Annotated in this window: 20 protein-coding genes; 10 read left to right on the top strand and 10 right to left on the bottom strand. The window is 71.4% G+C overall.

All coding sequences use genetic code 11. The annotated features are described in order from the left end of the window. Nucleotides 1-38: 38 nt before the first annotated feature. The gene (locus tag FHG71_RS11625) at nt 39-1,493 is read right to left on the bottom strand and encodes an NAD(P)/FAD-dependent oxidoreductase (RefSeq protein ID WP_139081850.1); all 1,455 of its coding nucleotides are present in this window, start codon (nt 1,491-1,493) and stop codon (nt 39-41) included. 441 nt (nt 1,494-1,934) lie between these two features. On the opposite strand from FHG71_RS11625, the gene FHG71_RS11620 reads away from it, so the two are divergent. After that, nucleotides 1,935-3,695 (top strand): glycosyl hydrolase, encoded by a 1,761-nt coding sequence (locus FHG71_RS11620; protein ID WP_139081849.1) that lies wholly within the window; start codon nt 1,935-1,937, stop codon nt 3,693-3,695. A 51-nt stretch (nt 3,696-3,746) separates the two neighbouring features. Here the strand turns inward: FHG71_RS11620 and FHG71_RS11615 are convergent, their stop codons facing one another. Then, nucleotides 3,747-5,216, bottom strand: coding sequence for a tetratricopeptide repeat protein (locus FHG71_RS11615; RefSeq protein WP_139081848.1), 1,470 nt, complete (start codon nt 5,214-5,216; stop codon nt 3,747-3,749). A 356-nt stretch (nt 5,217-5,572) separates the two neighbouring features. Between FHG71_RS11615 and FHG71_RS11610 the strand changes: the two genes are divergently transcribed. The 5 genes from FHG71_RS11610 (at nt 5,573) to FHG71_RS11590 (ending at nt 11,427) form a co-directional block, all read left to right on the top strand. Next, on the top strand, nt 5,573-6,355 hold the full coding sequence (locus tag FHG71_RS11610; RefSeq protein WP_139081902.1) for an ABC transporter permease: 783 nt from the start codon (nt 5,573-5,575) through the stop codon (nt 6,353-6,355). After that, nucleotides 6,356-7,627 (top strand): ABC transporter ATP-binding protein, encoded by a 1,272-nt coding sequence (locus FHG71_RS11605; RefSeq protein WP_139081847.1) that lies wholly within the window; start codon nt 6,356-6,358, stop codon nt 7,625-7,627. Between the two features lie 137 nt (nt 7,628-7,764). Continuing rightward, the gene (locus FHG71_RS11600) at nt 7,765-8,784 is read left to right on the top strand and encodes a glycosyltransferase (protein ID WP_139081846.1); all 1,020 of its coding nucleotides are present in this window, start codon (nt 7,765-7,767) and stop codon (nt 8,782-8,784) included. A gap of 91 nt (nt 8,785-8,875) precedes the next feature. Then, a complete protein-coding gene (locus FHG71_RS11595) occupies nt 8,876-10,039 on the top strand; it encodes a glycosyltransferase family 2 protein (protein WP_139081845.1) in 1,164 nt (387 codons plus the stop codon). Continuing rightward, nucleotides 10,039-11,427 (top strand): glycosyltransferase family 2 protein, encoded by a 1,389-nt coding sequence (locus tag FHG71_RS11590; protein WP_139081844.1) that lies wholly within the window; start codon nt 10,039-10,041, stop codon nt 11,425-11,427. Before FHG71_RS11595 ends, FHG71_RS11590 begins: the two co-directional genes overlap by 1 nt. Here FHG71_RS11590 and FHG71_RS11585 read toward each other — a convergent pair. After that, nucleotides 11,424-12,401 (bottom strand): glycosyltransferase family 2 protein, encoded by a 978-nt coding sequence (locus FHG71_RS11585; protein WP_176559393.1) that lies wholly within the window; start codon nt 12,399-12,401, stop codon nt 11,424-11,426. The two genes, FHG71_RS11590 and FHG71_RS11585, sit on opposite strands and share 4 nt — an antisense overlap. A gap of 170 nt (nt 12,402-12,571) precedes the next feature. Here FHG71_RS11585 and FHG71_RS11580 point away from each other — a divergent pair, with 170 nt between their 5' ends. Continuing rightward, nucleotides 12,572-14,044, top strand: coding sequence for a hypothetical protein (locus FHG71_RS11580; protein WP_139081842.1), 1,473 nt, complete (start codon nt 12,572-12,574; stop codon nt 14,042-14,044). Here the strand turns inward: FHG71_RS11580 and FHG71_RS11575 are convergent. The 7 genes from FHG71_RS11575 to FHG71_RS11545 all read right to left on the bottom strand — a co-directional run bounded on the left by FHG71_RS11575 (nt 14,022) and on the right by FHG71_RS11545 (nt 23,186). Continuing rightward, nucleotides 14,022-14,939 (bottom strand): NAD-dependent epimerase/dehydratase family protein, encoded by a 918-nt coding sequence (locus tag FHG71_RS11575; protein ID WP_176559391.1) that lies wholly within the window; start codon nt 14,937-14,939, stop codon nt 14,022-14,024. The two genes, FHG71_RS11580 and FHG71_RS11575, sit on opposite strands and share 23 nt — an antisense overlap. A 71-nt stretch (nt 14,940-15,010) precedes the next feature. Continuing rightward, nucleotides 15,011-15,217: a hypothetical protein gene (locus FHG71_RS11570; protein ID WP_139081840.1), complete on the bottom strand. Its 207-nt coding sequence runs from the start codon at nt 15,215-15,217 to the stop codon at nt 15,011-15,013. A 146-nt stretch (nt 15,218-15,363) separates the two neighbouring features. Then, a complete protein-coding gene (gene lpdA, locus FHG71_RS11565; RefSeq protein WP_139081839.1) occupies nt 15,364-16,755 on the bottom strand; it encodes a dihydrolipoyl dehydrogenase in 1,392 nt (463 codons plus the stop codon). Nucleotides 16,756-16,827: 72 nt separating this feature from the next. After that, nucleotides 16,828-17,412 (bottom strand): DUF924 family protein, encoded by a 585-nt coding sequence (locus FHG71_RS11560; RefSeq protein ID WP_139081838.1) that lies wholly within the window; start codon nt 17,410-17,412, stop codon nt 16,828-16,830. Then, nucleotides 17,409-18,638, bottom strand: coding sequence for an MFS transporter (locus tag FHG71_RS11555; protein ID WP_139081837.1), 1,230 nt, complete (start codon nt 18,636-18,638; stop codon nt 17,409-17,411). The genes FHG71_RS11560 and FHG71_RS11555 overlap by 4 nt, the downstream gene beginning before the upstream one ends. Before the next feature lie 99 nt (nt 18,639-18,737). Beyond that, a complete protein-coding gene (gene queA / locus FHG71_RS11550) occupies nt 18,738-19,781 on the bottom strand; it encodes a tRNA preQ1(34) S-adenosylmethionine ribosyltransferase-isomerase QueA (RefSeq protein ID WP_139081836.1) in 1,044 nt (347 codons plus the stop codon). A gap of 51 nt (nt 19,782-19,832) precedes the next feature. After that, a complete protein-coding gene (locus FHG71_RS11545; protein WP_139081835.1) occupies nt 19,833-23,186 on the bottom strand; it encodes a DUF3971 domain-containing protein in 3,354 nt (1,117 codons plus the stop codon). Nucleotides 23,187-23,279: 93 nt separating this feature from the next. Between FHG71_RS11545 and FHG71_RS11540 the strand changes: the two genes are divergently transcribed. The 3 genes from FHG71_RS11540 to FHG71_RS11530 all read left to right on the top strand — a co-directional run bounded on the left by FHG71_RS11540 (nt 23,280) and on the right by FHG71_RS11530 (nt 25,788). Further along, nucleotides 23,280-23,756 carry a peroxiredoxin gene (locus FHG71_RS11540; protein ID WP_139081834.1) on the top strand — a complete coding sequence of 159 codons (477 nt, stop codon included), beginning with the start codon at nt 23,280-23,282 and terminating at the stop codon, nt 23,754-23,756. Between the two features lie 255 nt (nt 23,757-24,011). Next, on the top strand, nt 24,012-25,301 hold the full coding sequence (locus tag FHG71_RS11535) for a M23 family metallopeptidase (protein WP_139081901.1): 1,290 nt from the start codon (nt 24,012-24,014) through the stop codon (nt 25,299-25,301). After that, nucleotides 25,291-25,788, top strand: a complete 498-nt coding sequence (locus tag FHG71_RS11530; RefSeq protein ID WP_139081833.1) for a bactofilin family protein — start codon at nt 25,291-25,293, stop codon at nt 25,786-25,788. The genes FHG71_RS11535 and FHG71_RS11530 overlap by 11 nt, the downstream gene beginning before the upstream one ends. Nucleotides 25,789-25,794 lie beyond the last annotated feature (6 nt).

Below are 25,794 nucleotides of genomic sequence, written 5' to 3'. Positions count from 1 at the left end.
GGCGCGGGCCGCAGGGATGCGGCCGGCCGGTCGCGGGGTCAGGCGGTTTTCCTGACCTCGAAGTCCTCGTGGTAGGAGCGCTCGACGTTGACGTTCCACACGTCGTGGCTCTCGCCGGCGATGTTGCGGACGGCCAGCATGGCCGACAGCATCGAGTGGTCCTGGTTGTTGTAGCGGTGAAGCCCGTTGCGCCCGACCGTCTGGAAGTTGCTCAGCCCCCCCAGCCAGCCCTGGATGATGTCCAGCGCCTCGCGGTAGTGCTCGTCGTAGACGGGATAGGCCTTGCGCTGGCGGATCACCGCGTGGCCGATGACCGTGCCGGCCTTCGCAAGGCCCAGCTTCTCCAGCTCGGCCGCCGCGAGGTCGCGCAGCCGGTCGTCGGGCATGGACCACATCTCGTCGCCCTCGTTGACGAAGTACTCCATGCCGATGGAGGAGGTGTCGGGGCTGGCGACCATCTCGGGCGACCAGGCGCGGAAGTTCTGGATGCGCCCGACCTTCACCTCGGGCGAGTGGATGTAGATCCAGTTGTCCGGGAAGGGGTCCGGGTGATCGAGATGCAGCGTCACGATCATGAAGTCGCGGTAGCGCAGCCGGGCGGCCGCCTCGCGCACCTCGGGCGGCGGCGGCGGGTCGAAGGCCTCGATGAGGTCGCGCAGCGCCATGGTGCTGACGACCTCCTGCGGATAGATCCGCTCCTCGTCGCCGGGCTTCCCATCGTCGCCCCACTGGCGCACGTCCGCCGAGTCCACGCGGTCGCCGTCGAGGTTCATCCGGACGACTTCGGCCCCCAGACGCACCTCACCCCCGCGCTCGACCACCAGGTCGCGCGTACGCTCCCACATCATGCCCGGACCCAGCCGCGGATAGCGGAACTGCTCGATGAGCGAGGCGGTGTCGTTCGCCCCCGCGATCGCGTTCCAGACGGCCTTGGAGAGCGACAGGTTGCGGATGCGCTGCGCGGCCCAGTCGGCCTGGATGCGGCTCGGCGGGATGCCCCAGACCTTCTGGGTGTAGGTGCGGAAGAAGTGCATGTAGAGCCGCCCGCCGAAGCGGTTCATGACCCACTGCTCGAACGTTTCCTCCGCCTTGTGCGGGAAGACCTGCCACTTGAGGTAGGAGGCCAGGATGCGGAAGGATTCGTAGACGCCGATGTTCGACAGCGCGTCGAGCAGCTTCAGCGGGTAAGAGAAGTAGCGGCCGCGGTAGTAGATGCGGCTCATCCGCGGGACGGTGATGAAGTCGTCCCCCAGCACCTCGTCCCACATGGTCTCGACCTCGGGGACCTTGGTGAAGAAGCGGTGACCGCCGATGTCGAAGCGGTTGCCCTGGTGCGCCTCGGTCCGGGAGATGCCCCCCACCATGGACGAGGCCTCGACCACGAGAGGCCGGAGCTTCAGCCCCAGCTTCTGCATCTCGTAGGCGGCGGTGAGCCCAGCCGGTCCGGCCCCGATCACCAGCGCAGTCTGACGAAGCCTGAACGGAACGACCATGCACCCTGCCCGACGATTTGACGACCTGCCGAAGCCGCACGCCTCCATATGGAGCCACCGACGCCGCACCGCAACAATAATGTCTAAAGTGTGGCCGGAATCAGCCTAGTTGCAGACCCTAACTTGCCCGAATTGCGAAGGACTTTGGCAACCATAGGTTGCTTATGGGCACGCAAAATCCGCCGATGTATGTATTCCGGCCAGATTCGGAGACCGCACGCCCAATACGATCGGTCGTGCAAGGTCCATCTCCTTACACGAACTGTTTCGTTCCGATTTCCCCGTCGCGAACCCCGCCCTCGACGTCGCGTGCCCCGTCGGCGACGCGAAAACGCCGCGCAAGCATCCACTTGCGATCACCACCCCGCCCCGCCTGAACCACATTGAACGGTCAAGTGCCGCACGAGCGCCACGCAGAAGGCGCCGCTGAGGGACAGCCACATGACCATCGAACATCGCGACAAGATCGGCATCGGCCTGTGGGACGTCGACGCCAAGGGCACCGCCTTGAACGACGTCGACCGCGCCGGCTTCGCCTGGCACTACACCTGGCGGGCGAAGTCGCTCTGGGACGTCGATGCCACGCCCGAGATGTCCACCTTTGTCCCCATGATCTGGGGTGAAAGCTACCTGACGGCCGACGCGATCTCGCGCATCCGCGACTCGGGCGCCACGACGCTCCTGGGCTTCAACGAGCCCGACCATGCCAAGCAGTCGAACATGAGCGTGACGCGCGCGCTCGAGCTCTGGCCGCAGCTCGAGGCCACGGGGCTCCGGCTCGGCTCGCCCGCGGTCACGCAGACCGGAGCGCTGGGCGAGACCTCGTGGCTCGGCCAGTTCATGGCCGGCGCCGAGGCGCAGGGGCTCCAGGTGGACTTCATCCAGGTCCATTACTATTCCAAGACGGCCGACGTGGCGGCCTTCAGGACCTTCCTCGAAGCCGTCCACCAGCAGTATGGCAAGCCGATCTGGGTCACCGAATGGTGCCTCGCGGACTGGGCCAATCCCAGCCGCTTCTCGGCCGACCAGCAGGCCGCCTATGCCCGGGCCGCGACCGAGATGATGGACGACCTTCCCTTCGTCGAGAAGCAGGCCTGGTTCGCGGGCTACGAGGGCGGGGACGGCTGGAACCTCAACAGCGGGGTCTTCACCTCCACGGGCGACCTGAGCGCGGTCGGGCAGGCCTTCCTCGACCTCAACGCCGGCACGCCCGAGATCCTGGGCACCAGCGGGGCCGACGTCCTCGTGGGCACCGCCGACTCCGAGCTTCTGCTGGGCGAGGACGGCGACGACCGGCTCGGCGGCGGCGGGGGCGACGACACGCTCCGGGCCGGGGCGGGCCACGACCTGCTCGACGGCGGTGCCGGCCGGGACCGCCTCGAAGGCGGCCAGGGCGACGACGCCTACGTGGTGAGCGATACGCTCGACACGATCGTCGAGCTCGCGGGAGAAGGGCGCGACGAGGTCCGCTCCTCGGTCACCTTCACCCTCGGCCAGGACGTCGAGGACCTCGTGCTGACCGGCACCGCGCGGGTGAACGCCACCGGCAACGCGCTCGACAATCGGGTTGTCGGCAACGCGGGCATCAACGTCCTCGACGGCGCCGCCGGGGCCGACCGGCTCGAGGGAATGGGCAGCAACGACATATACAGGGTCGACCACTCGGGCGACGTGGCGATCGAGCTGGCCGGACAGGGCTTCGACCGCGTCCAGGCCTCCGTCGGCCACACGCTGGCCGCGAACGTCGAGGAACTGCTCCTCCTGGGCACCTCCGACCTGGCCGGGACGGCCAATGCGCTGGCCAACCGCGTGACCGGGAACGCGGGCGCGAACGTCCTCGACGGCCTGGGCGGCAGCGACAAGCTTTACGGCGTGGCGGGCGACGACCTGCTGCTCGGCGGCGCCGGGCACGACACGCTGGACGGCGGGACGGGCCATGACGTCCTTCTCGGCGGGGCCGGGAACGACAGCTTCGTCTTCAACGGCGGGCAGGACCGCGTCGCGGACTTCACCGACAACCTCGACACGCTCCAACTGGACGACGCCCTCTGGAGCGGCACCGCCCTGACCCTGTCCGAGGTGCTGGCGCTCGCCGCCCATGCCGACGGCGCGATCGTCTTCGACTTCGCCAACGGCCACCTGCTTCGGGTCGAGGGGGTCGCGACCATCGCCTCGCTCATGGACGATCTCGCGATCGTCTGAGCCGGGCCTTCCGGACCGGGGATCGGGGCGCGCGGCCCCGGTCCCTCCGCCTCAGGGGGCCGGGCAGGCGGGCTGGGCAGCGGCGGGCTCGGGCTCGGGCGGCGTCCAGCGCGGCGGCGCCCCGGCCTTGCCCAGGACGGCGTCGGCGATGGCGTCCTTGCCCTGCCGGCGCAGGAACTCGGCCAGCCGCTCCCGCTCGGCCGCCCCCTCCTCCGACACCTCGACGGCCCGCACCAGAAGATCGCCGGCCAGCGCCAGATCGCCTCGCATCTCGTGGGCCTGCGCCTGGAGGGTCAGGATCTCGATGTCCGAGCCGTTCTGGGCGCTGGCGAACTGGAGCTTCCGCAGCGCCTCCTCGGGCCGTTCGTCCGCGATCAGCCATTCGGCCTGCGCCTTCAGGGTCGGGACATGGCCCGAGTCCTGCGCCAGGATCTCCTGCGCCAGCGCCTCGGCCCGATCGGCGTCGCCCTGGGCGTAAAGGGCCCGCGCGAGCGCGGCCCTGGCATCGTTGACGGTGAGCTGAGAGCTTTCAGGCGCCTCGACGACCGCCTGCAGCGGGGCCTCGGCCTCCTCGGCGCGGTCCTGCCGCAGTAGTTCGAGCCCCAGTTCCAGCCGCAGGGCCGAGGCGACGGGCGTGCCCGCGCTGTCCTCGACCAGCCGCGCGAGCTCCGCCGCCGCCGCGGCATCGCCCTGGCTGTCGCGCACGGCCGCCACGAGCTCCAGCCGGGGCGCGGGATCACCGCCGGCCGCCGCCGCCCGCTCGCGCAGAAGCCTGATGACCCCCTCGGCGTTGCCCTGCCCCCGGTAGCTGTCGAGCAGCCACTGTCCCACCTCCGCGTTGTCGGGAAACAGGCGATGCATGGCCTCGAGCTGACCGGCCACGGCCGACCAGTCCTCGGTCCGGGAATGCGCGTTCAGCTTCAGCTCGTGTAGCTTGTAGAGCGCCGGGGCTTCCGCGATGACGGCATCGAGGTGCGGCAGCGTCTCGCAGAAGCGCTCCTCCGCGCGCAGCCACTCGATCACCGGCCAGCGCGCCAGGACCAGCTCCGGATTCGCGGCGATCAGGTCCAGCGCCGCCTGGGCGGCGGCGGCCCGCTCGTCCCCGCTCGTCCCCGCGAAGCGCAGCGCGGCCTCCGCCGCGGCGGCCTCGGGTGCCCCCGGCGCCAGCTCGGCGATCCGGCCGCCGTAAAGCTCGGCCTTTGTCCAGTTCCCGTCGAGAAGCGCCATCAGCGTCAGCCGGGTCAGGACAAGGGCGTCGGCCTCGCCCCCGGCGACGGCCTCCTCGTACAACTGGAACGCCGCCTCGGATTGCCCCTGCCGGAACAGCTCGTCGCCCCGCGTCCGGGGCGGGCCGGAGCCGCCCGCCGGCTCGGCCTCGGGCGCTGGGGCGGCGCTGACCGCCCCCTCGTCGAGAGAGGCCGGCGCTTCGGGATCGGGCCGGAGCACGACGAACGCGGCGCCAGCCACCACCAAGGTGGAAGCGATCAGCGCGAACCGCTTTCGGCGTCTGGGGCGGGGCATGGGCGTCCTCGGAACGAATCGGATCGTGCCAGACTCGCATTGTGCGCAACCAAAGCAAGAGTGGCAAAACGATGGCGTGGCGCAACAGGTCGATCCGGTCCATGCGGCGGATGGCAGCGGGGCCGCACTCCCTGCGACCATCTGTCCCGGCGGCGCTGCGATGCGGCGACGGTTGTTCTCGGTCCAAGGTCGCTGCTAAGGTCGCGCCGTGGACGAACCGATGAACGTGACACACCGCGGCCGAAGCCTGGCGTCACCCGCGCCACGCCCGTGCGGTGGCCGCCGCCGGGCCCGTCCCGTCCGAACCGGCAGAATGGGACCCGTCACGGCAGATGGCTGATCGAGCCTTGACCCGCATGCGGCCCCTGGGCCCCAGCGCCGACCTTCGGCGCAAGTTCGAGCTCCTCTTCGAGCTCGTGCTGCGCGACCTGCGCATCCGCTACATGCGCTCCTATCTCGGGATCGGCTGGTCGCTGCTGAACCCGCTCAGCCAGATCGCGATCTTCTCGTTCCTCTTCCGCCAGGTGATGCCGCTCGACATCCCCAGCTACACCGCGTTCGTGTTCTGCGGCGTGCTGTCCTGGACCTGGTTCAGCTCCTCTCTCATCAGCTCCGCCGGCGCCGTTGTCGCCAGCCCCGAGCTGATCCGCCGGCCCGGCTTCCCGGTCACGGTCCTGCCGACCCTGAGCGTCATCACCAACATGGTGCAGTTCCTCCTGGCCCTGCCCCTGCTGCTGCTGCTGACGGTCGTCGACGGGGGGCGGCTGGGGGCGGCGCTCCTGGCGTTGCCGCTGGTGATGGCCACGCAATACGTCCTGACCCTCAGCCTATGCTTCCCGGTGGCGGCGCTCAACGTGCGCTTCCGCGACACGCAGCACGTGGTCGGCCTCGTGATGATGGCGCTCTTCTACATGACGCCGATCTTCTACAGCGTCGATGCGGTGCCCGAGGAGTATCTGTTCCTGTACGAGATGAACCCCATGGTCACCGTCGTGGACGCCTACCGCGACATCCTGATCCGCAACGAGGCCCCGGACCTCGGTGCGCTTCTGGTCGTGCTGCTCCTGTCCATTCCCATCGCCCTTCTGGGCCGGGCCCTCTTCCTGCGCGAAAGCGCGCGCTTCGCGGAGGAGCTCTGATTGCACGGCTCGTTACGGGTTTCGCAACTCGGCAAGCGCTATCGGGTCGTGGGCTCCAAGGGGCAAAGGACCCTGCGCGACCTGGTGCGCTCGGGCTTCCGGCGGACGCCGGCCGAATACGTCTGGGGCCTGCGGGACGTCTCCTTCGAGGTGGAGCCCGGCCGCACGGTGGGCGTGGTGGGCCGCAACGGCGCCGGCAAGTCGAGCCTGCTGCGGCTCATCGCCGGCGTGGGCCGGCCCGACGAGGGCTCGGTCGAGATCCACGGCCGCACGGGGGCGGTGCTCGACATCGGGGCGGGCCTCACCGACGACCTCACGGGGCGCGAGAACATGATGCTCGCGGGTCTGGTCGCCGGCATGTCGCGGCGCGAGGTCCAGGCCCGCGCCGCCGAGATCATCGCCTTCGCCGAGCTGGAGGACGCCATCGACGCGCCCCTGCGGACCTACAGCACCGGCATGAAGATGCGACTGGCCTTCTCGGTGGCGATCCATGTCGATCCCGACATCCTGCTGATCGACGAGGTGCTGGCGGTCGGCGACGCCACCTTCCAGCGCAAGTGCCTGGCCCGCATCAACGAGATCAAGGCCTCCGGCCGCACGATCTTCTTCGTGTCGCATGACGCGTCCCTCGTGCGGGCGCTCTGTGACGACGTGCTCTATCTTCGCAAGGGCCGCGTGGTCGCCTTCGGCCCCACGACCGACGTCATGCCGGTCTACGAGGCTGCGGGCACCGAGGCCGGCAACGGCGCCGAGGCCTCGGACGTCCCCGACCGGCTCCTGCCAGGGGGACGGACGCTGCGGCAGGGCATCAACCGCTTCGGCACCCTCGAGGCCGAGATCACCGCCGTCCGGATCCTGAGGCTCGACGGCGCGCCCACGGGCAGCATCACCGCCGGGGCGGGGCTGATGGTCGAGATCGACTACGCGGCCCGGGCCTCGCTCGACGGGATCGTCGCCGCGATCGCCATCAAGTTGCCGAACGGCACCAGCTGCTTCGACACCAACACGCAGGTCAGCCACATGGAGCTGCCCGTCGGCGGGACCGGATCGGTCCGGCTGCGGATCGAGCGCCTGGACCTCGTGGCCGGCGACTACACCGTCGCGGTCGGGCTCTACGACCCCGACTGGAAGGGCGCCTACGATTCGCACTACAACGTCTACGGCTTCAACGTCATCGGCGTCCGCTCGACGGAGGGCGTCCTGAACCCTCCCGCACGGTGGGAGCTCACCACCCGGACCGAGGGTCCGGTCCGGTATTCGGGAACCGGCTGAATGGGGCATCGCATGGGACGTCAAAGCGCCGGGTCGCCCGCGACCCCCGTCTGGCGGGCCGCGCAGGGGGCGGGCGGCCGCCCTGACGGCACGACCCCAGGCTCCATCCGGCCATCTGCAAACGGGACCTTTCGCGAATGAATCCCACGGCAACGGAAGACCTCGACCGGCTTCATCGCGGCGTGATCGCCCCCGTCCCCGATGGGACGGAACGTCCGCTCTGGTCGGTGATGATCCCGGTCTACAATGCGGCCCATGACCTGCGCCGCAGCCTGGGCAGCGTCCTCGACCAATGCCCCGACCCCTCCGTCATGCAGATCGAGGTGGTGGACGACTTCTCGACGAAGGACGACCCCGGATCGGTCGTGCAGGAACTCGGCGGCGGGCGGGCCGAGTTCTTCCGCCAACCGCAGAACGTGGGGCACAGCCGCAACTTCAACACCTGCATCGCCCGCGCGCGGGGGCACCTCGTCCACATCCTTCATGCCGACGACTTCGTGGCGCCCGGCTTCTACGACCGGCTCGGCGCGGTCTTCGCCGTCCATCCCGAGGCCGGCGCGGCGTTCTGCCGCCACGCCATCGTGGACCCGGACGGCACCCCCAAATGGGAATGGGACATCCGCACCGAGCGCGAGACGCCGGGCATCATCGAGAACTGGCTGGACAGGATCGCGGCGCGGCAGTTGATCCAGACCCCCAGCATCGCCGTCCGGCGCGAGGTCTACGAACGTCTGGGCGGCTTCGACGACCGGATCAGGACCTGCGGCGAGGACTGGGAGATGTGGGTCCGGATCGCCGCGCATTACCCGGTCGGCTACCATCCCGACCTGCTGGCCTACTACCAGGATTCCTCCGACTCGCTGACGAAGCGGTCGATCCGGTCGGGCCAGAACATCAAGGACCTGCGCCTCGCGTCCCAGCTCTGCCGCGGCTACCTTCCCAAGCCCGCGCTCGCGGCGAACCGGCGCTCCTACGAGGCCTGGGCCGAGCTGGCGCTCCACTGGGCCTACGAAGGCTTCAAGAAGGGCCATCACGCCGCCGCCCTGGTGCAGTTGCGCGAGGCCCTGATCTGCAGCCGCTCGACCCGCATCCTGGGCAAGGCTCGGGGCATCGGCCTGTTCGGCCTGCGCCAGGCGCTGCGCCGGCGACCCACCTGAGCGCGGGCCGAGGTTGCGGCCCGCCATCGTGACTGAATATCGCCGACCCGTGCCCGAGGCGCGGCGCGAGGGATGGAGGACAAGACACGCCATGGCGATCGCCGTTCTGGACCTTGACATCGACAGGCTGCCTCCGGCCCTGAATCTGGCCGCCAAGTACGAGAGAGCGCTGGTCCTGCTCAGGGTCGCCGGGCGTCCCGCCGGGCAGGCGCTGATCTCCCTCGGCACGGACGATCCGGACGACCTGCAGAAGCGGCTGCTGCGCGCCGCCGACTCCGCCTTCTGGGAGGCCTGGCTGCGCGATCGGCTCCGGGTCGCCGTCCCGCAGGACCCGCCCCCGCCGTCGCTGACGACCACGGTCGCCGTCTGCACCCGCGACCGGACCGAGGACCTGGAGCGCTGCATCGCCGCGCTGCTGGCGATGCCCGACGACGGGCAGGAGATCATCATCGTCGACAACGCCCCGGCGACCCAGGGCACGCGCGAGCTGGTCGCCCGCTTCCCGCGCCTGCGCTACGTGCTCGAGGAGCGGCCGGGCCTCGACGTGGCGCGCAACCGCGCGCTCCGTGAGGCGCGCACCGACATCGTGGCCTTCACGGACGACGACGCCGCCCCCGACCCGCTCTGGCTGCGGGCGCTGGCGGGCAACTTCGCCGACCCGCTGGTCCTCGCGGCAACCGGCTCGACCATGCCGATGGAGCTCGAAAGCGACGCCCAGATCGCCTTCCAGAGCTACGGCGGCTTCCTGCGCGGCTTCAAGCGGATCGTCTACGACCCCTTCAGCCAATCCCCCCTTCTGGGCTGGCATGCCGGCGCCGGGGTGAACATGGCGTTGCGCCGCTCGGTCGTGGATCTCGTCGGGTCCTTCGACGAGGCGCTGGACGCCGGGACAGCCACCCAGGCCGGGGGCGATTCGGACATGTTCCGCCGCATCCTCGCCGCCGGCTACCGGATCGTCTACGACCCCGAGGCGCTGAACTGGCACCGCCATCGCCGGTCGCAGGCGGAACTGACCCGCCAGCTCTACGGCTACGAGGTCGCGGGCTCCGCCGTCCTCTGCAAGGCGCTGCTCTACGAGCGCGACCTGAGCAGCCTGACCGAGTTCCTCCGCTGGCTCCGTCGCGAGCTGGGCGGCTTCGCGCGCGCGGCCCTCCGCCGTCCGGGCGCGGCGCCGCTGCCGCTCGCGGCCTCTCGGCTCAGGGGCGGCGCGGCCGGCCCGGGCGCCTATATCACCGCCCGACGGGGACGCGCCTGATGACCACGATGCCTTCCGTTTCCATCGTCATCCCGACCCACAACCGCGCCGAGCGGCTGGAACAGACGCTCGGCGCGCTGGAGCGCCAGACCTATCCCCTCGCGCAGATGGAGATCGTCGTCTGCGCCGACGGTTGCCGGGACGGGACGCGGGCCCTTCTCGACCGGCTCGGGCACCTGCCCCTCTCGGTCGTGGAGCTGCCGGGCCTGGGTCCCGCCGGGGCGCGCAACGCGGGCGCGGCGGCGGCCCGCGCGCCCTTCCTCATCTTCCTCGACGACGACGTGGAGCCCCTCCCCGACTTCGTGGCCGCCCATGTCGAGGCGCACGAGGCCCAGCCGCAGGCCGCAATCCTGGGCCCCTACCCCCCCTGTCCCATGGCCTCGCGCAGCGCCTTCCGGCTGGGCGTGCGCCACTGGTGGACGCAGCACTTCGCCGCCCTCGTCGAGCCCGGCCACCGGATGCGCTACACCGACGTCCTGACCGGCAACCTGTCGATGGCCCGGTCCACCTGGGACGCCATCGGCGGCCTCGACCCCCGACTGCGCGCGCGCGAGGACTACGAACTCGGGCTGCGCCTCATCGAAGGGGGCGTGCCCGTCGTGGTCGCCCCCCGCGCCTTCGGCCACCACCACGAGCACGAGACGATGCTGGTGGACAAGTCGTTCCGCCGCTCGCGCGAGGAAGGGCGGGCCGACATCCTGATCGCCCAGACCCATCCCCAGGCTCGCAACGACCTCAAGGCGGTGATCTGGCGGCGCTGGTCCTCGCGCAAGTCCGACCTTCTCGACCGGCTGCTGCTGGGGGGCGGGCGCGGGACCGACTGGATCATGGACCTCCTGGCCCGGCTCCTGCCGCCTCTCGACCGGATCGGGTTCCGGCGGCTCCATTCGCTCCTTTTCCGCTCGCTCCAATCCTACTGGTACATCCGCGGCGTGGGCGACCGCCTGCCGACCTTCCGGGCCTGGAGGAGCTTCGCCCTGGAAGGCCGCGACCCCGTCGGCAAACCCGACCTCAGGCTCGACCTCCGCGACGGGATCGAGGCCGCCGAAGCCACGCTGGACCGCCTGCGCCCCGGCTTCGTCGAGCTGCGCTACGGCCACCGCATCCTGGGCCACCTGCCCCGCGCCATCGGGGCCGAGCCCTGGGCCGGCCGTCACCTGCGCCCCTACCTCGTCCGGCACCTCGGCCCCGCCTATCTGCGGGCGCTTGCGGCCGACGATGTCATCGTGCCTCTCACGCATGACGAGTTCGCGCGCCTGGACACGAGCCTCGGGTACATGGCGATGCATTACGGCCCCCGCCGCTCTCCCTGGACCTGGGACGAGCAGTACCAGCAATGGCGCGGCTTCCTGTCCGCCTGGGAGGCCAAGGCCGACCGCCGCGCCTAGCGCAGGAAGGCGAAGGGCCGCCGCCCCTCCGCCTCCTCCAGATCCGCGAGGTGCATCCGCTCGCCCCGGTCGGCGAGGCGGCTCCTCACCTTCATGGCATGGATGGACCGCAGCTCGCGCGCCCGGAACCACAGCGGGTTGCGCAGGTAGCTTTCGACCAGGAGCGCCGCCACCGTGCCGAACTCGCGCCGCCGCAGGAAGGCCTCCAGAAGCCAGCCGTTCATCGCCGTGCGCGCGTGGCGCACCTCCTCGGGCGGCAGATCGATCTCGCGGGCCAGGTCCTCCAGCACCGTGCGACCGGCGCGAAGCTGCCGCGCCGGGTGGCCCTGCGACATGCTGCGCGCGACCAGCCGATAGGCGGCCAGGTACTCCGGCACCAGCACGGGCGAGGCCCGCGCCGCCAGCCGCAGATTCAGCTTCCAGTCCTCCGCGCCCTCGGCCCCCCGCTCGCGCAGCGAGGTGTCGTAGCCCCCGGCCGCCCGGATCGCTTCGGTCCGGTAGACGGCCGCGCTGCCCGATCCCACCGTGTTCAGCGTCAGCAGCCCCCGAAGGTCGTGGCGCGGCACATAGGACCAGCGCGCGCCGGGAATCAGCCGGTTCGCCTCGTCCACCCGCAGCGAATGGCAGTAGGCGAAGGGCGCGTCGCGCCGGGCTTCCAGAGCCTCCACCAGCCGGGCGAGGAAATCGGGATGCCAGAGGTCGTCCGAATCGACGAAGGCCGCGTAGGGCGCCGTCGCCTCGGCCAGCCCCCGGTTCCGCGCCGCCGCCAGACCGCCGTTGGCCTGCCGGATGACCCGGAACCGTTCGTCGTCCGCGATCAGCGGCGCAATCACGGGGCCCATCTCCTCGGTCGAGCCGTCATCGACGACCGTCACGCGATAGTCCGTCAGGGACTGGGCCCGGATCGAGCGCAGCGTGTCGCCGATCGACCAGGCGGCGTTGTAGGCCGGAACGGTGACATGGACGCGCGTCATGGCGAGCGGGACCTCCCGAGGGGCCGCGCCATCAAGACGGGCCGCGCGCCGCTTGGCAACCCGCCCACGTCCCGGACGGGGCGGCATCCCGCCTCGTGCCGCACCCGCGAATTGACTCGGAGGGCTCAACCCCGATCATGGCGAACGGCCTCCTGCCACCCGAAGGTTCCATGCTCCGACATTCCGCCCTGCTCGCGCTCGGCCTCCTGGCCTGCCTGTCCGTCCTTTTCGCGAACGGGGCGCCGCTCTTCTACTTCGACACGGTCGGCTACATCGACCAGGGCCAGGCCATGCTGGGCCTCGCCGAGGCCCTGCCGCCCGCCGAGGCCGCCCCACCCGCCTCCGAGGCCCCATCGCCCGCGCCGCCCGCCGCGGAACCCGACACCACCGTCGTCGGCAGCCGCTCGGCCGCCTATTCCGCGGTCATGGCGCTGCTCGACCGTGTCCTCTCGCTCGAAGCGGTGGTGATCGCGAACCTCGCCGTCATCGCCGCCGCGACGGCGCTCGCGGCACGGCACGTGGCGCCCGGCGCGGGCCTTCGTGCGACGGGGCTCGCGCTCCTTGCGGGCGCATTGGGGGCGCTGCCCTTCTACGTCGCCTACCTGATGCCCGACATCCTCGCGCCGGTGCTGATCCTGACGGTGGCCACGGTCTGCGTCTGGGGCCCCGCCATGGGCTGGGGCGCGCTGGCTCTGGCCGCGTTCCTCGCGCTGGCCGCGATCCTGGCGCATCCCTCCCACCTCCTCCTGATGGTGGGCCTCCTGCCCTTCTGCCTCTTGGCCAGTCCCCTCCTCGCCGGCCACCGGGCCAAGACGGCGCTGGCCTTCGCCGGTCTCCTCGCGGTGGCGGGCCTCGGCGAACGTCTGATCTTCTCCAACCTCGTCGAGCGGTTCGAGAACAAGAGCGTGGTCTACCTTCCCTTCCTGACCGCCCGGCTCATCGACGACGGGCCGGGCCTCGCCTACCTGGCCGAGACCTGCGGGCCCGACGCCCCGTCGCGGCCCTCCTGCGAGCTTTACGCCGTGCTCCAGACCTCGGACGACCCCAAGCGCCTCGACGCGCCCAACATCATCTTCGCCCAGAACGAATGGGTGGGCTCCCTCCAGCGCCTCCCCCAGCCGGTGCAGGACAGGATCGCGCGCGAGCAGGTGCGCTTCGCCGTGGACGTGCTGCGCTGGGACCCCTGGGGCGTGGCGCGGGCCGTCGCGGCCAACGTGGGCACGCAGCTCCTCATGACCAGCGCCGGCATGACGCTGCACCCCGAGGGTCAGGCCGGCTGGCTTCGAGACGCCTACGGCCCGGTCGCCGCGAGCCTCGAGGACGGGCGCCTGGAGCGCCTGGGGCCCGAGGCCCGCCGCGCCCTCGACGTCGCGCACAACGCCGTCTACGCGCTCTCCCTCCTCGCGATCCTCGCCCTCCTGTGGCGCAACGGACGGCGCGACCTCTGGCTCTTCGCCGGGCTGGTGGGGCTCGGGATCGTGGTCAACGCCCTGGTCTGCGCCGGCATCTCCGAGCCCGCGCCGCGCTACCACGCCCGCGTCGCGCTCCTCCTGCCGATACTCGCGGCGCTCCTGGCGGCGGCGCCGGCCGCCCCGCGCGGCCCAGCGACCCTTCCCCGCCTCAGGTCAGCTCGGACAGGCTGAAGGCGTCGGGCCCCCGGCCCCGCGCCGCAAGCCGGTCGCGCAGGCGCCCCAGCCCCTCCTCCAGCCCGATGCGCGGACGAAAGCCCAGCACCGCCTCGGCCTGCGCGGGGTTGCCGCAGAAGCCCTCCACGTCGAAGCTCCGCGCCGGCTGCACCACGATCCGCGACCCCGAGCCTGTCACGCGCACCGCCGCCTGCGCCAGCTCCAGCAGCGAGGTCGGCACCCCCGTGACCAAGTGCAGCGGCGGCAGCGACCGACCCTCGCGCAGAGCCTGCGCCGCGCGCAGCAGCCCCTTCACGCAGTCTTCCACATGCACGAAGTCGAAGAAGACGTCAGAGCCCGTCAGCAAGAGGTCCTCGTCCTGCATCGCCCGCCACAGAAGCGACGGCACCGCCCGGCTCGGATGGTCATGCTCGGTCCCGTAGACGTTCGACAGCCGCACCAGCGCGGCCCGCAGGCCCTTTGCCATGGCCTCCTCGAACAGCAGCTCTCCGTCGCGCTTGGACCGGCCATAGGCGTTCACGGGCGCGCGGGGCATGTCCTCGCGGACGGGGACCTCCGGCGGGTTGCCATAAACCTCGCGGGAGCTCGCGAAGACCACCCAGGGCGCCTCGGACCGGTCCAGCGCCGCGCGCAGCAGCACCGCCGTCCCGTCCACGTTGATCGCATGGCAGAGCGCCGAGTCCTCCTCGCCCCAGGCCACCCGCGACACGGCGGCCAGATGGAACACCCCCTCGCAGCCCTGCAGCGCGCGAGCGACCGACTCGACGTCCCGCAGGTCGGACCCGTCATGGCGCCGGTCGAAGGGCACGACCTCGTGCCCCTGCGCCTCCAGCGCCGCGACCAGTTCGCGCCCCACCAGCCCGTGGCTTCCCGTCACAAGTATCCGGCCCAAGCGTCCACCCCTCGGTTCACACGCGGCCAGCGTCCCGCGTCCGCCGCGCAAGGGCAAGCCCCGCGCCGGGCCTACTGGAAGATCTGGAGAACGCCCGCCGCCACGAAGACGGCCACGGCGAAGCCGATGAGCTGGAGCGTCGTCGGCATCTGCTCGGCCCGGCCGCGCAGGTAGGACAGGTCGGCCTTCGACGAGTGGATGTCGGCGCGGATCGCCTTGAGGTCGGCCTTGACCTCGGCGAGGTCAAGTTCCAGCCGCTGCACCCGCTCCTCGAGCATGTCCGAACCTCCGCCGCCGGGCGACGAAGGTTCGGCGCCCACAGGAGTCAGTTTGACCACCCGCCGCGCCATTTCAAGTCCGACCCGCTAATGCCCCTCGAAGGCTCTGGATCGGACTATGGATGTTCCCGTTACGTTCTACAAGATCAGAAGTGGAGCGCGCGCCCGTAGGCGTCAAGGACCGCCTCGTGCATCATTTCCGACAGCGTCGGGTGCGGGAACACCGTCTCCATCAGTTCGGCCTCGGTCGTCTCCAGCGTGCGGCCGACGATGTAGCCCTGGATCAGCTCCGTGACCTCGGCGCCCACCATGTGCGCGCCCAGAAGCTCGCCGGTCTTGGCGTCGAACACCGTCTTCACGAAGCCCTCGGGCTCGCCCAGCGCGATGGCCTTGCCGTTGCCGATGAAGGGGAAGCGGCCGACCTTGACCTCGAAGCCCATCTCCTTCGCCCGCGCCTCGGTGAAGCCCACCGACGCCACCTGCGGATGGCAGTAGGTGCAGCCCGCGATGGCGCCGGGCTTGATCGGATGGACATGCTGCCCCGCGATCATCTCGGCCACCATGACGCCCTCGTGCGAGGCCTTGTGCGCGAGCCACGGCGCCCCGGCCACGTCGCCGATGGCATAAAGCCCCTCGACGCCCGTGCGGCAGAACTCGTCGGTGACGACGTGGGTCCGCTCGACCTTCACGCCCGCCTCCTCCAGCCCCAGGTCCTCGACGTTGCCGACGATGCCCACGGCCGAGATCACGGTGTCGAAGACCTTCTCCTCGGCCTTGCCGCCGGCCTCGATCTTCGCGGTGACCTTGCCCTGCCCCTTCGTCAGCGAGACCTTGGCACCCTCGACGATGGTCATGCCCTGCTTGACGAACTGCTTCTTCGCGAAGGCCGACACCTCGGCGTCCTCGATGGGCAGGATGCGGTCGGCCACCTCGACCACGGTCACCTTGGCGCCCATGGTGTTGAAGAAGCTGGCGAACTCGATCCCGATGGCGCCCGAGCCGATCACCAGCAGGTCCTTGGGCATCCGCGGCGGCTGGAGCGCGTGCTTGTAGTTCCAGATCAGGTCCCCGTCGGGCTCCATCCCCGGCAGGCTGCGGGCCCGCGCGCCGGTGGCCAGAACGATGGCCGGGGCCTCCAGCTCCTCGGCCCCCTTGGCGGTCGTGACCGCGACCTTGCCCTTGCCGGCCAGCCGGGCGGCCCCCATCACGACCTCGATCTTGTTCTTCTTCATCAGGTGGCCGATGCCCGACGAAAGCTGCTTGGCCACGCCGCGCGACCGCTTGATGACGGCGTCGAAGTCGAAGCTGGGCTTCTCGACCGACAGGCCGAAGTCCTTGGCGCGGTGGAACAGGTGGAACACCTCGGCCGACCGCAGCAGCGCCTTGGTCGGGATGCAGCCCCAGTTCAGGCAGATGCCGCCCAGGTGCTCCCTTTCGACGATGACCACCTTCTTGCCCAGTTGCGCGGCCCGGATCGCGGCCACGTAGCCGCCGGGGCCCGCCCCGATCACGATCACGTCGAAGGTCCGGCTGGCCATGAGCATCGTCTCCCCAGTCAAAGGTCAGGGGAGACTCCTAGAGCAAGCCGGGCACCGCCGCCAGACCGGGCGTCAGGCGGCCTTGGGCCTCAGGCCCTCGACCAGCGCCCGGTAGCCGCCCTGGGCCAGGAATTCCTGCTCCTCGGGCGTGCTGGCGCGGCGCAGAACCTCGTTGCGCATCGGGAACCGGCCGAAGCGGCGGATCTGCTCACGGTGGGCGACGGCGTGGAGCAGGTTGTCGGCCCCCGTTTCGGGCATCCGCGCCTTGAACAGCCGCACGCAGCGGTCCTGGTCCACCAGGTTCTCGCTGTGCATGAGCGGCAGGTAGAAGAACTGCCGCTCGGGCTCGGGCACCCGCAGGTCCCAGTCCCGCGCGATGCAGGTCTTGGTCGCCGCCCGCGCGTGCGGGTCCGAGGCGAAGCTGCGCGGGTCGCCCCGGAACATGTTGCGCGGGAACTGGTCGAGCAGGACCAGATAGGCCAGCGCGTCCCGCGGATCGGTGAGCCAGAGCCCCAGCCGCCCCTCCATCGCCGTCTCCCAGGCGGGCAGGAAGCGGTCGCGGATGCGCTGGTCCAGCTCGTGGTCGACGGCGTACCAGTCCTTCTCGCCGACCTCCCCGATCCAGAAATCGAGAACGTCCTTGGGCGTCACGGTCATGCGGGTGTCCTTTCGCTGCTGGCGGCGACGGGGCTGGCGGCGGCAGGGATCGGGGCGTAGGCGGTCTTGCCATCCACGATGGGCTTGTCGGGCGCGGCCCGCATCCGCCAGGCGGCGTAGGCCGCCAGCATCAGCATCACCGTCGCGATGATCGCCCAGAACCCCTGCGCCCCCGCGGCCTCCATCACCTGCCCGACGATGAGCGGCCCGGCGACGGCGCCGAGCCCGTTGATGAACAAGAGGCCTCCCGAGGCTGCCGCCATCTCCTCGCGCTCTAGGTAGTCGTTGGCATAGGCGATCAGAAGCGCATAGAGCGGGTTGGAAGTTCCCCCCACCACCGCCGCCGCCACGAGGATCAGCCAGAGCTGCCCCGGCACGAGCAGCGCCGCCAGGGCGATCCCCCCGCCCAGCGCCGACAGCCCCAGGATCAGCACGCGCCGGTCCATCCGGTCCGACAGCCAGCCGATCGGATACTGCGCCACCAGCGCGGCGACATAGGTCAGCGACACCATCAGCGTGATCTGCGCCTCGGACAGCCCGGCGCGGGTGCCGTAGACCGCGGACATCCCGAACTGCGCCGCGAAGACCGATCCCAGCAGGAACATGCCCGCGCAGGCCAGGGGCGACGCCTCCAGCAGCCGCCGCATCCGCAGCGCCTTGGTGGCCGCGAACTGGGGCGTCGTCTGGGTGGCCGACAGCAGCGCCGGCGCGAAGCTCAGCGACACCAGGATCGACGGGATGATGAAGACCACGAAGCCGGACACGTCGTTGAGCGAGATGAGCCACTGCGCCGTGACGATGCCGCCCATCTGCACGGCCATGTAGAGCGACAGCGCCTTGCCCCGGTTCGCGTTGCTGGCGGCGTCGTTCAGCCAAGATTCGGCGGTGATGTAGACCCCGCAGTAGCAGAACCCGATCGCCACCCGCGCCAGCGCCCAGACCCAGGGCTCGGGGAGGACCGGGTACAGGATCAGGATCGCCGAGATGCCCGAGCCCAGCGCCGAGAAGACCCGCACATGACCCACCCGCCGGATCAGCAGCGGCGCGAGGCGGGAGGCGAACAGGAACCCCACGAAATAGGCCGACATCACGACCGAGATCTCGAGCGTGCTGAAGGCCTCGATCTCGCCCCGCAGGCCCAGCAGCGTGCCCTGGAGCCCGTTGCCGATCATGAGAAGATACATCCCGAGCAGGAGCGCCCAGGCGCTTCCGAGGACTTGCAGCATGGTTGCCCTTCCCGTTCCCTCGTGCCGGAGTGTCGCCCCGGCCGCGACCCTAGCATGGCCAGGGTGGATGAATCGTCCGCGCGCGACCCGACCGGGCCGTCAGCGCCCTTCGGGCAGCAGAAGCGACGCGTCTCCGTAGGAGAAGAAGCGATACCGCGCCGCGATGGCATGGGCATAGACCTGCCGGATGCGCTCCACCCCCAGGAAGGCCGACACGAGCATCATCAGCGTGCTCTTGGGCAGGTGGAAGTTGGTCATCAGCCCGTCCGCCACGCGGAACGGAAAGCCCGGCGTGATGAAGATGTCGGTGTCGCCCCGCCAGGGTCGGATCGCGCCCTCGCGCGCCGCCGTCTCGATCAGCCGCAGGGCCGTGGTCCCCACCGGGATCACCCGCCCGCCCGCGGCCCGCGTCGCCGAGATCCCGGCGGCGGCCTCCTCCGTCACCTCGCCCCATTCGGCGTGCATCCGGTGCTCGCGGATGTCGTCCACCTTGACCGGCAGGAAGGTCCCCGCGCCCACGTGCAGCGTGACATGCGTGAACTCCACGCCCTTCTCGCGCAGGCGGGCCAGCAGCGGCTCGTCGAAATGCAGCGAGGCGGTGGGCGCCGCGACCGCCCCCTCGCGCCGCGCCCAGACGGTCTGGTAGTCCTCGCGGTCCTGCGCGTCCGGGAACCGCAGCGCCTCGATGTAGGGGGGCAGCGGCATCCGCCCCGCCTGGGCCAGCGCCTCGGAGAAGGCGTCGGGCGACAGCGCGAAGCGCAACAGTCCCTGCCCTTCCTCGCTGCCCTCGAAGGTTGCGGACAGCCCGCCGCCGAAGTCGATGACCTCGCCCTCCTTCACCTTGCGCAGCGGCTTGAGCAGCGCCGCCCAGAGCCCCTCGCCCCGGTCGGTCAGCAGCGTGGCCTCGATCCGCGCCTCGGCCTCGCCCCGCCGTCGATGGCCCTGGAGCCGCGCCGGGATCACCCGGGTGTCGTTCAGCACCAGCCGGTCGCCGGGCCGCAGCACCTCCGGCAGGTCGAACACATGCAGGTCGTCGATCGCCTCCGGCCCCGCCACCAGCAGGCGGGCCGAGGAGCGTGGCCGCGCGGGCCGGGTGGCGATCAGCCCGTCGGGCAGGTCGAAGTCGAAATCCGAGAGTTTCATGGCCGATTGGCTACCCCGCCCCGCGCGGCGGAGCAACGCCCCGCCCGCCGTTCAGGGCCGCCGCCGGAACAGCTCGCGCAGGCCCCCCGGCGCCAGCAGCGACAGCGGGTTGACGCCCAGCGTTGGCGCGTCCGGGCTTCCCTTCAGGGTGAAGTTCGCCCCCAGCAGCCCCTCGCCCGGCCGCGTCAGGATCGAGCCGATCCCGTTGACGAGGTAGAAGGGCGACAGCACCCCCTCCAAGTCCATCCACCAGGCCTCGGTGTCGAAGGCGCCGCTCGCCGACAGCCCCAGCCCGGCGCCCTGCGCGCTGGCCCGCTCGACGATGACCAGCGTCGGGTCGATGCGGAAGTCGGCCGCCACCTCGTCGAAGACGATCCCCTGCCCGCTGAGCTGCTGAAGGAGCCCGATCCCCGAGGCGGCGTTCAGGAGCGACGCCAGCACCGGCGCCTCGACGACCCGGAGGCCCGTGATCCACAGTTCGCCCGTGTAGCTCTCGTCCCCCTCGGGCAGCAGCAGCAGGTCGAGCGCCCCCCCTTCCGCGCGGGTGAACAGGTTCGCGGCCGTCATCACCGCCCCCGCGTCCGCGCCCCGGATGCGCGCGGCCACCCGGTCGCCCTGCGGCGCCACGCGCCCCGTCACCGTGGGTCCGCCGTTCACCTGCCCGGAGAACACGCCCTCCAGCCCGTTCTCGGTCCCGAACTCGCCCGCGAAGCCCGTGAGCGCCACCGATTCGGTCACCTGCACCCGGTCGAGGTTCGCCGTGATCGGCCCGCCCTCGCCGCCCTCCGCCCCCTTGCCAAAGGTCGCGCGGGACAGGTCGAGCCGCCCGCCCGTGACCTCGACGGCCGGCGTGTCGTGCCCCGCCCGCGCGGACAGGGTCAGCGGCACCTCCAGCCAGTCGCCGACGGTCAGGCTCGACAGCCGCAGCCGGTCGAAGCCGCCTTCGGGCGTCAGCCGCACGCTGCCTTCGGCCGAAAGCCCCGGCGCGCTCAGCGACAGCCGCTCCACAGTCGCGGGGCTGCCCAGCCGCCCCGCGACCCGCAGCGCGCCGCCCGCGTCCCGCCCCTTGGACCAGCCCAGCTCGGATACCGACAGCCCGAGCCCCCGGAGGTCCGACCGCAGGCTGTAGCGCGCCGCCTCCCCGCGCGCGAGGTCCACGACCAGCTCCCCCGTCCCCTCGCCCGCGACGCTGCCGGACGGCAGCAGGACGCCCAGCTCCTCCAGGGCCTTCGGCGTGATCCCGACCTGGGCCGTCACGCGCGACCGCCCCTGCTCCTCGGGCGAAAATCCCTGCCGCCAGCCGCCCCGCAGAGGGACCGAGCCCAGGCGCATGTCGCCGCCGATGTCGATCCCGTCCGGCGTGACCGCTACGGCCAGCGATTCGGCGGTCAGCACCTTCCCCGGCACCAGCACCTCGGTCCGCACGTCGCTCAGGACCGCCGCGATGTCGTACCGCAGCTCATCCGGCTGCATGGGCCCCAGGAACAGGTCCACTGTCCCCCCGACCTCGGCCCGCCCCTCGGCCAGGTCGACGGGCAGCTCCGCGCCCGACAGGAAGCGCCAGGGCGGCTGGTCGAGCAGCGACAGCGCCGCCGTCACCGGCCCCTCGGCGTCCAGATGCACCGTCGCGGGCGCGCGCGCCGAGTCGCCAGGATGGATGACGAAGCTCGTGCCCCCCATCTCCACCATCCCGCCTTCGGGCGCCGCGACCCGACCGCGGTCCAGCGTGACGGCGAAGGTTCCGTCCTGCCACTGCATCGCGCCCGCGCCACCGGTGATCGGCGGCTCCGTGGGCAGGGGCCGCACCGCCAGCCCCTCGAAGCCCGCCGTCAGAGCCACCTCCGGCGCCACGCCCGGCGCGATCCGCAGCGCAGCCGCCACGTCGCGCAGCCGGCCCGCCGTCAGGTTCGCGTCCAGCCAGTCCCGCAGCCCCGGCCGCAGCCGCTCGGGCCACAGCGCCAGGACCCCGTCCCGCGTCACCTGGGCCAAGCCCGCGTCCAGCGCGACGTGCCAGCCGTCCGGCGACGCCTCGACCCGCCCGCCCAGGGCGACGCGGCCCTCCTCCCCGCCCGGCAGCCCCAGGCTCGCCTCGGCCACGTCCACCGTGAAGGGATCGAGCCGCAGACGGAACTGCGCCTCGGCCTGCGGAAGCCGCACTGGCTCGGCGTAAAGTCCCGGCGGCGCCGCCACGATCTCGCTCAGCCGGAACTGCCCCAGCAGCGCGCGCGGCAGCCCCGCCTCGATCTCGCGCAGCCAGGCCTGCCCCTCGCCCAGCACGCTGCCCCAGTCGCTGCGGACCTCCACGCGGTCGAACTCGACGGCCTGCGCGGCGGGATCGTAGCTCAGGTAGGCCCGCGCCACGTCGAAGGGGACGCGCGTCGCGGCGTTGGGGCGCAGCTCCCCTCGCGCCATCTTCAGCGCGACGTTGGTGGGCCCCAGCGCGCCGCCCTCGTCCAGCTCCACTCGCACCGCCATCGAGATCGGCGCGTCCACCACCCGCAGCCAGGTCAGCGCCGGGCTCTGGCTCGCCACGTCGGCGGCGGCCACGTCGGTGATCGTCGCCCCGATCCGCGCCGCGCGGCTGCCCCGCGGGCTCTCGTAGTCGAGCCGCGCCCGCGACACGTAGGACCGCCCCGACAGGAGCGACACCTCGCCCCGCAGCCGGGTCATGCCCCCCGACAGGTCGAGCGTCAGCTCCCCCCCGTCCAGAGTCCAGGCCCGCCCCGCCCGCGCGTCCTCGTAGTTGACGACGAGGCCGCCCACCCGCACCCTCCGCAGCGCCTCCAGCGCCGGGCGCTCGAAGAGCCGCTCGAACTGGTCGGGCAGCGAGGCGAGCCCCTCGGCCCGCCCCACCGGCACCTGCGGTCCCCCGCCCGCGCCGAAGGCGAGGTCCACCCGCCCCTCCTCGTCGCGGCGCAGCGTCAGCTCCGCCCCGCCCAGCGCGACCTCCTGCACCAGCAGGCGATGCTCGAACAGCAGCCCGCGGGGCGAAACCTGCGCCGTCACCTCCGGCACGCGCGCCAGCACCTGCCCGCTCCGGTCCGCCAGCGTCACGCCCAGCAGCCTTACCTCCGGGTGCAGGTCGCCCGGCACCCGCACGGTGATGGCCGAGAATCGCAGCCGCCCCCCGCCCAGCGCGTCGGCGGCCGAGGCCTCCACGCGCTCGCGGATCCAGCCGGGCGCCGTGACCTCCTGCCCGATCAGCAGGAAGGGCGCGATCGCAAGGAACGCCAGCGGCAGCAGAACCCCGACCCGCAAAAGCCGCCCCGCCCAGCGCGCGCCCCGCAGCCGCACGGGCCACAGGTCCCGCCAGAGCCGCCGCCGCAATGGCACGGGGGCCGCGTCCGGGCGCCCCGCCGCGGTCGCGTGCGTGGGGGAAGGGCTGGGGGCCGTCCGGTCGCGCATCGGGTGTCATCATCGCGCCACGGCCTCGCGAACGGAAGCCGCGACGTTCTACAAACCCTTTCCCAAGGGTCACGGCTGCGCGAGAAGACCGGCATGACCCTTCAGATCGGCCAGGACGCCCCCGACTTCACCCTGCCCCGCGACGGCGGCGGCACCGTCACACTTTCCGCGCTGCGCGGTCGCGCCGTGGTGCTGTTCTTCTACCCCGCCGACGACACGCCGGGCTGCACCACCGAAGCGCAGGACTTCACCGCCCTCGCTCCCCGCCTCGAATCGGCGGGCGCCGCCGTCTTCGGCGTCTCGGGCGGCGGCGTCGCCGCCAAGGACAGGTTCGTGGCCAAGGCGGGCCTCGGCATCCCCCTCCTCGCGGACGAATCCGGCGAGGTCATCCGCGCCTATGGCGCCTGGGGCGAGAAGTCGATGTACGGCAAGACCTACACCGGCCTCATCCGCACCACGGTCCTGATCGACGCGGACGGAAAGGTGGCCCAGACCTGGAAGGTGTCCCGCGTGAAGGGCCACGCCGAAGCCGTCGCCAAGGCCGTGGAGGGCCTCGCGGCCACAGCCTGAGTCGGATCGTCGCGCCGCCCTTTCGGCGTCAAGATCATCCGGTCATTCGCCACAATACGGACACAATTAGGCGGAAAGACATCTTTAGGCCGTATTTTCTCGGCAAATTCTCGCCCATTACGGCCGCCGGGGCGCCCTGCGGCCGTTCGCTTCGCTCTTGGGCGGTTGCGGCCCGGGGGACCCCTCGCTAGCGCTTGGCCTGGGACAGTGGGCCGCAAAGGCCCGGCAAGACGGGGCGAAACCTTGACCTCACTGATGCAGCGCGCGCACGCGGCCCTCGAGCGGCAGTTCCCCGAGCGCCGGCTCTTCCTCAAGTCCGACGAAGGCACCCGCTACGTCCGCCTCACGCCCGAGACCCAGCTCCTCGCCTGGACCGGGGCGGGCGCGACCGTCGCCTGGACGGTGGTGGCCACCTCGATCCTGCTCATGGACACGATCGGCGCGGGCAACTACCGCGACCAGGCCCAGCGCGACCGCACGATCTACGAGGATCGCCTGAACGCCCTCTCGGCCGAGCGCGACCAGCGCGCCGCCGAAGCCTCGGCCGCGCAGGAGCGCTTTGCCGCCGCGCTCCAGCAGATCTCGGCCATGCAGTCCGAGCTTCTCGACTCCGAGGAGGCCCGGCTCGAGCTGGAGACCGGGCTCGAGGTCGTCCACGCCACCCTCCGCCGGACCATGGAGGACCGCGACGCCGCCCAGACCGAGCTGGCCGCCCTTCTCGACGAAGAGGACCTCCCCGGCATCGACCCCGCCGAGCTGGCGCGCACCATCGATTTCGTGACCCAGGCCCTGGCCGACACCGCGGCCGAGCGCGACAACCTCTTCGGCGAGGCGCAGGAGGCCACCCGCCTCGCCGGCGACCTCGACCTGGAGATGCGGCTCAACGAAGAGCGCAACGACGAGATCTTCCAGCAGCTCGAGGACGCGCTCCAGATCTCTGTGGAGCCGCTCGACAACATGTTCCGCGCCGCGGGCCTCGACCCCGACGAGCTGATCGAGGGCGTGCGCGAGGGCTACGCGGGCCAGGGCGGCCCGCTCACCCCCATCCAGATGTCGACCATGGGCGACGCCGCCCACGACGACGGCACGCTGCGGGCGAATCAAATCCTCGACCAGCTCGACCGCATCAACCTGTACCGCATCGCCACGCAGCGCGTGCCGCTCACCGTGCCGGTCGTGGACTCGTTCCGCTGGACCTCGGGCTTCGGGCCGCGCTGGGGCCGGATGCACGAAGGCGTGGACCTCGCGGGCCCCATCGGCACCCCCGTCCTCACGACCGCCGACGGCGTCGTGACCTTCGCCGGCTGGGCCTCGGGCTACGGCCGGCTCATCAAGATCCAGCACGACTTCGGCATCGAGACGCGCTACGGCCACCTGAACGCCATCCGGGTCGAGGTGGGGCAAAGGGTCTCGCGCGGCGACAGGATCGGTGATATGGGCAACTCCGGACGCTCCACCGGACCCCATCTCCATTACGAGATCCGGGAAGATGGCGCGCCCATCAACCCCATGATCTACATCGGAGCAGGCAACGATGTTCTCTAAGTCCAAGATCAACGAGCCGGGTCCCGGCGCTGCCCAGCCGCAGCCCGCGGCGGCACCGTCCACGGGAACGGCCGTGGGTCAGGCGGCGGACTATCGGCCCCAGGCTCCGAAGGCCAAGCCCCCGGCGTCGATCCTGTCGGCGGACCTGCACATCAAGGGCAACATCAAGACCACCGGCGACGTCCAGATCGAGGGCCAGGTCGAAGGCGACATCCGCGCCCACCTGCTCACCGTGGGCGAAGGCGCGACCGTCAAGGGCGAGCTCGTGGCCGACGACGTGGTCATCAACGGCCGCATCATCGGCCGGGTGCGTGGCCTCAAGGTGCGCCTCACCTCCACCGCCCGGGTCGAGGGGGACATCATCCACAAGACCATCGCCATCGAATCGGGCGCCCATTTCGAGGGCTCGGTCCAGCGTCAGGACGACCCCCTGAACGCCGCGACCAAGGTCCTGCCCAAGCCCACGATGCCCAGCGACGCGCAGTAAGCGCGG

It is taken from the genome of Rubellimicrobium roseum (assembly GCF_006152145.1).
Lineage (GTDB): Bacteria > Pseudomonadota > Alphaproteobacteria > Rhodobacterales > Rhodobacteraceae > Rubellimicrobium > Rubellimicrobium roseum.
The sequence above is the reverse complement of the archived record's forward strand: the minus strand, read 5'-3'. Positions and strand labels throughout refer to the sequence as shown.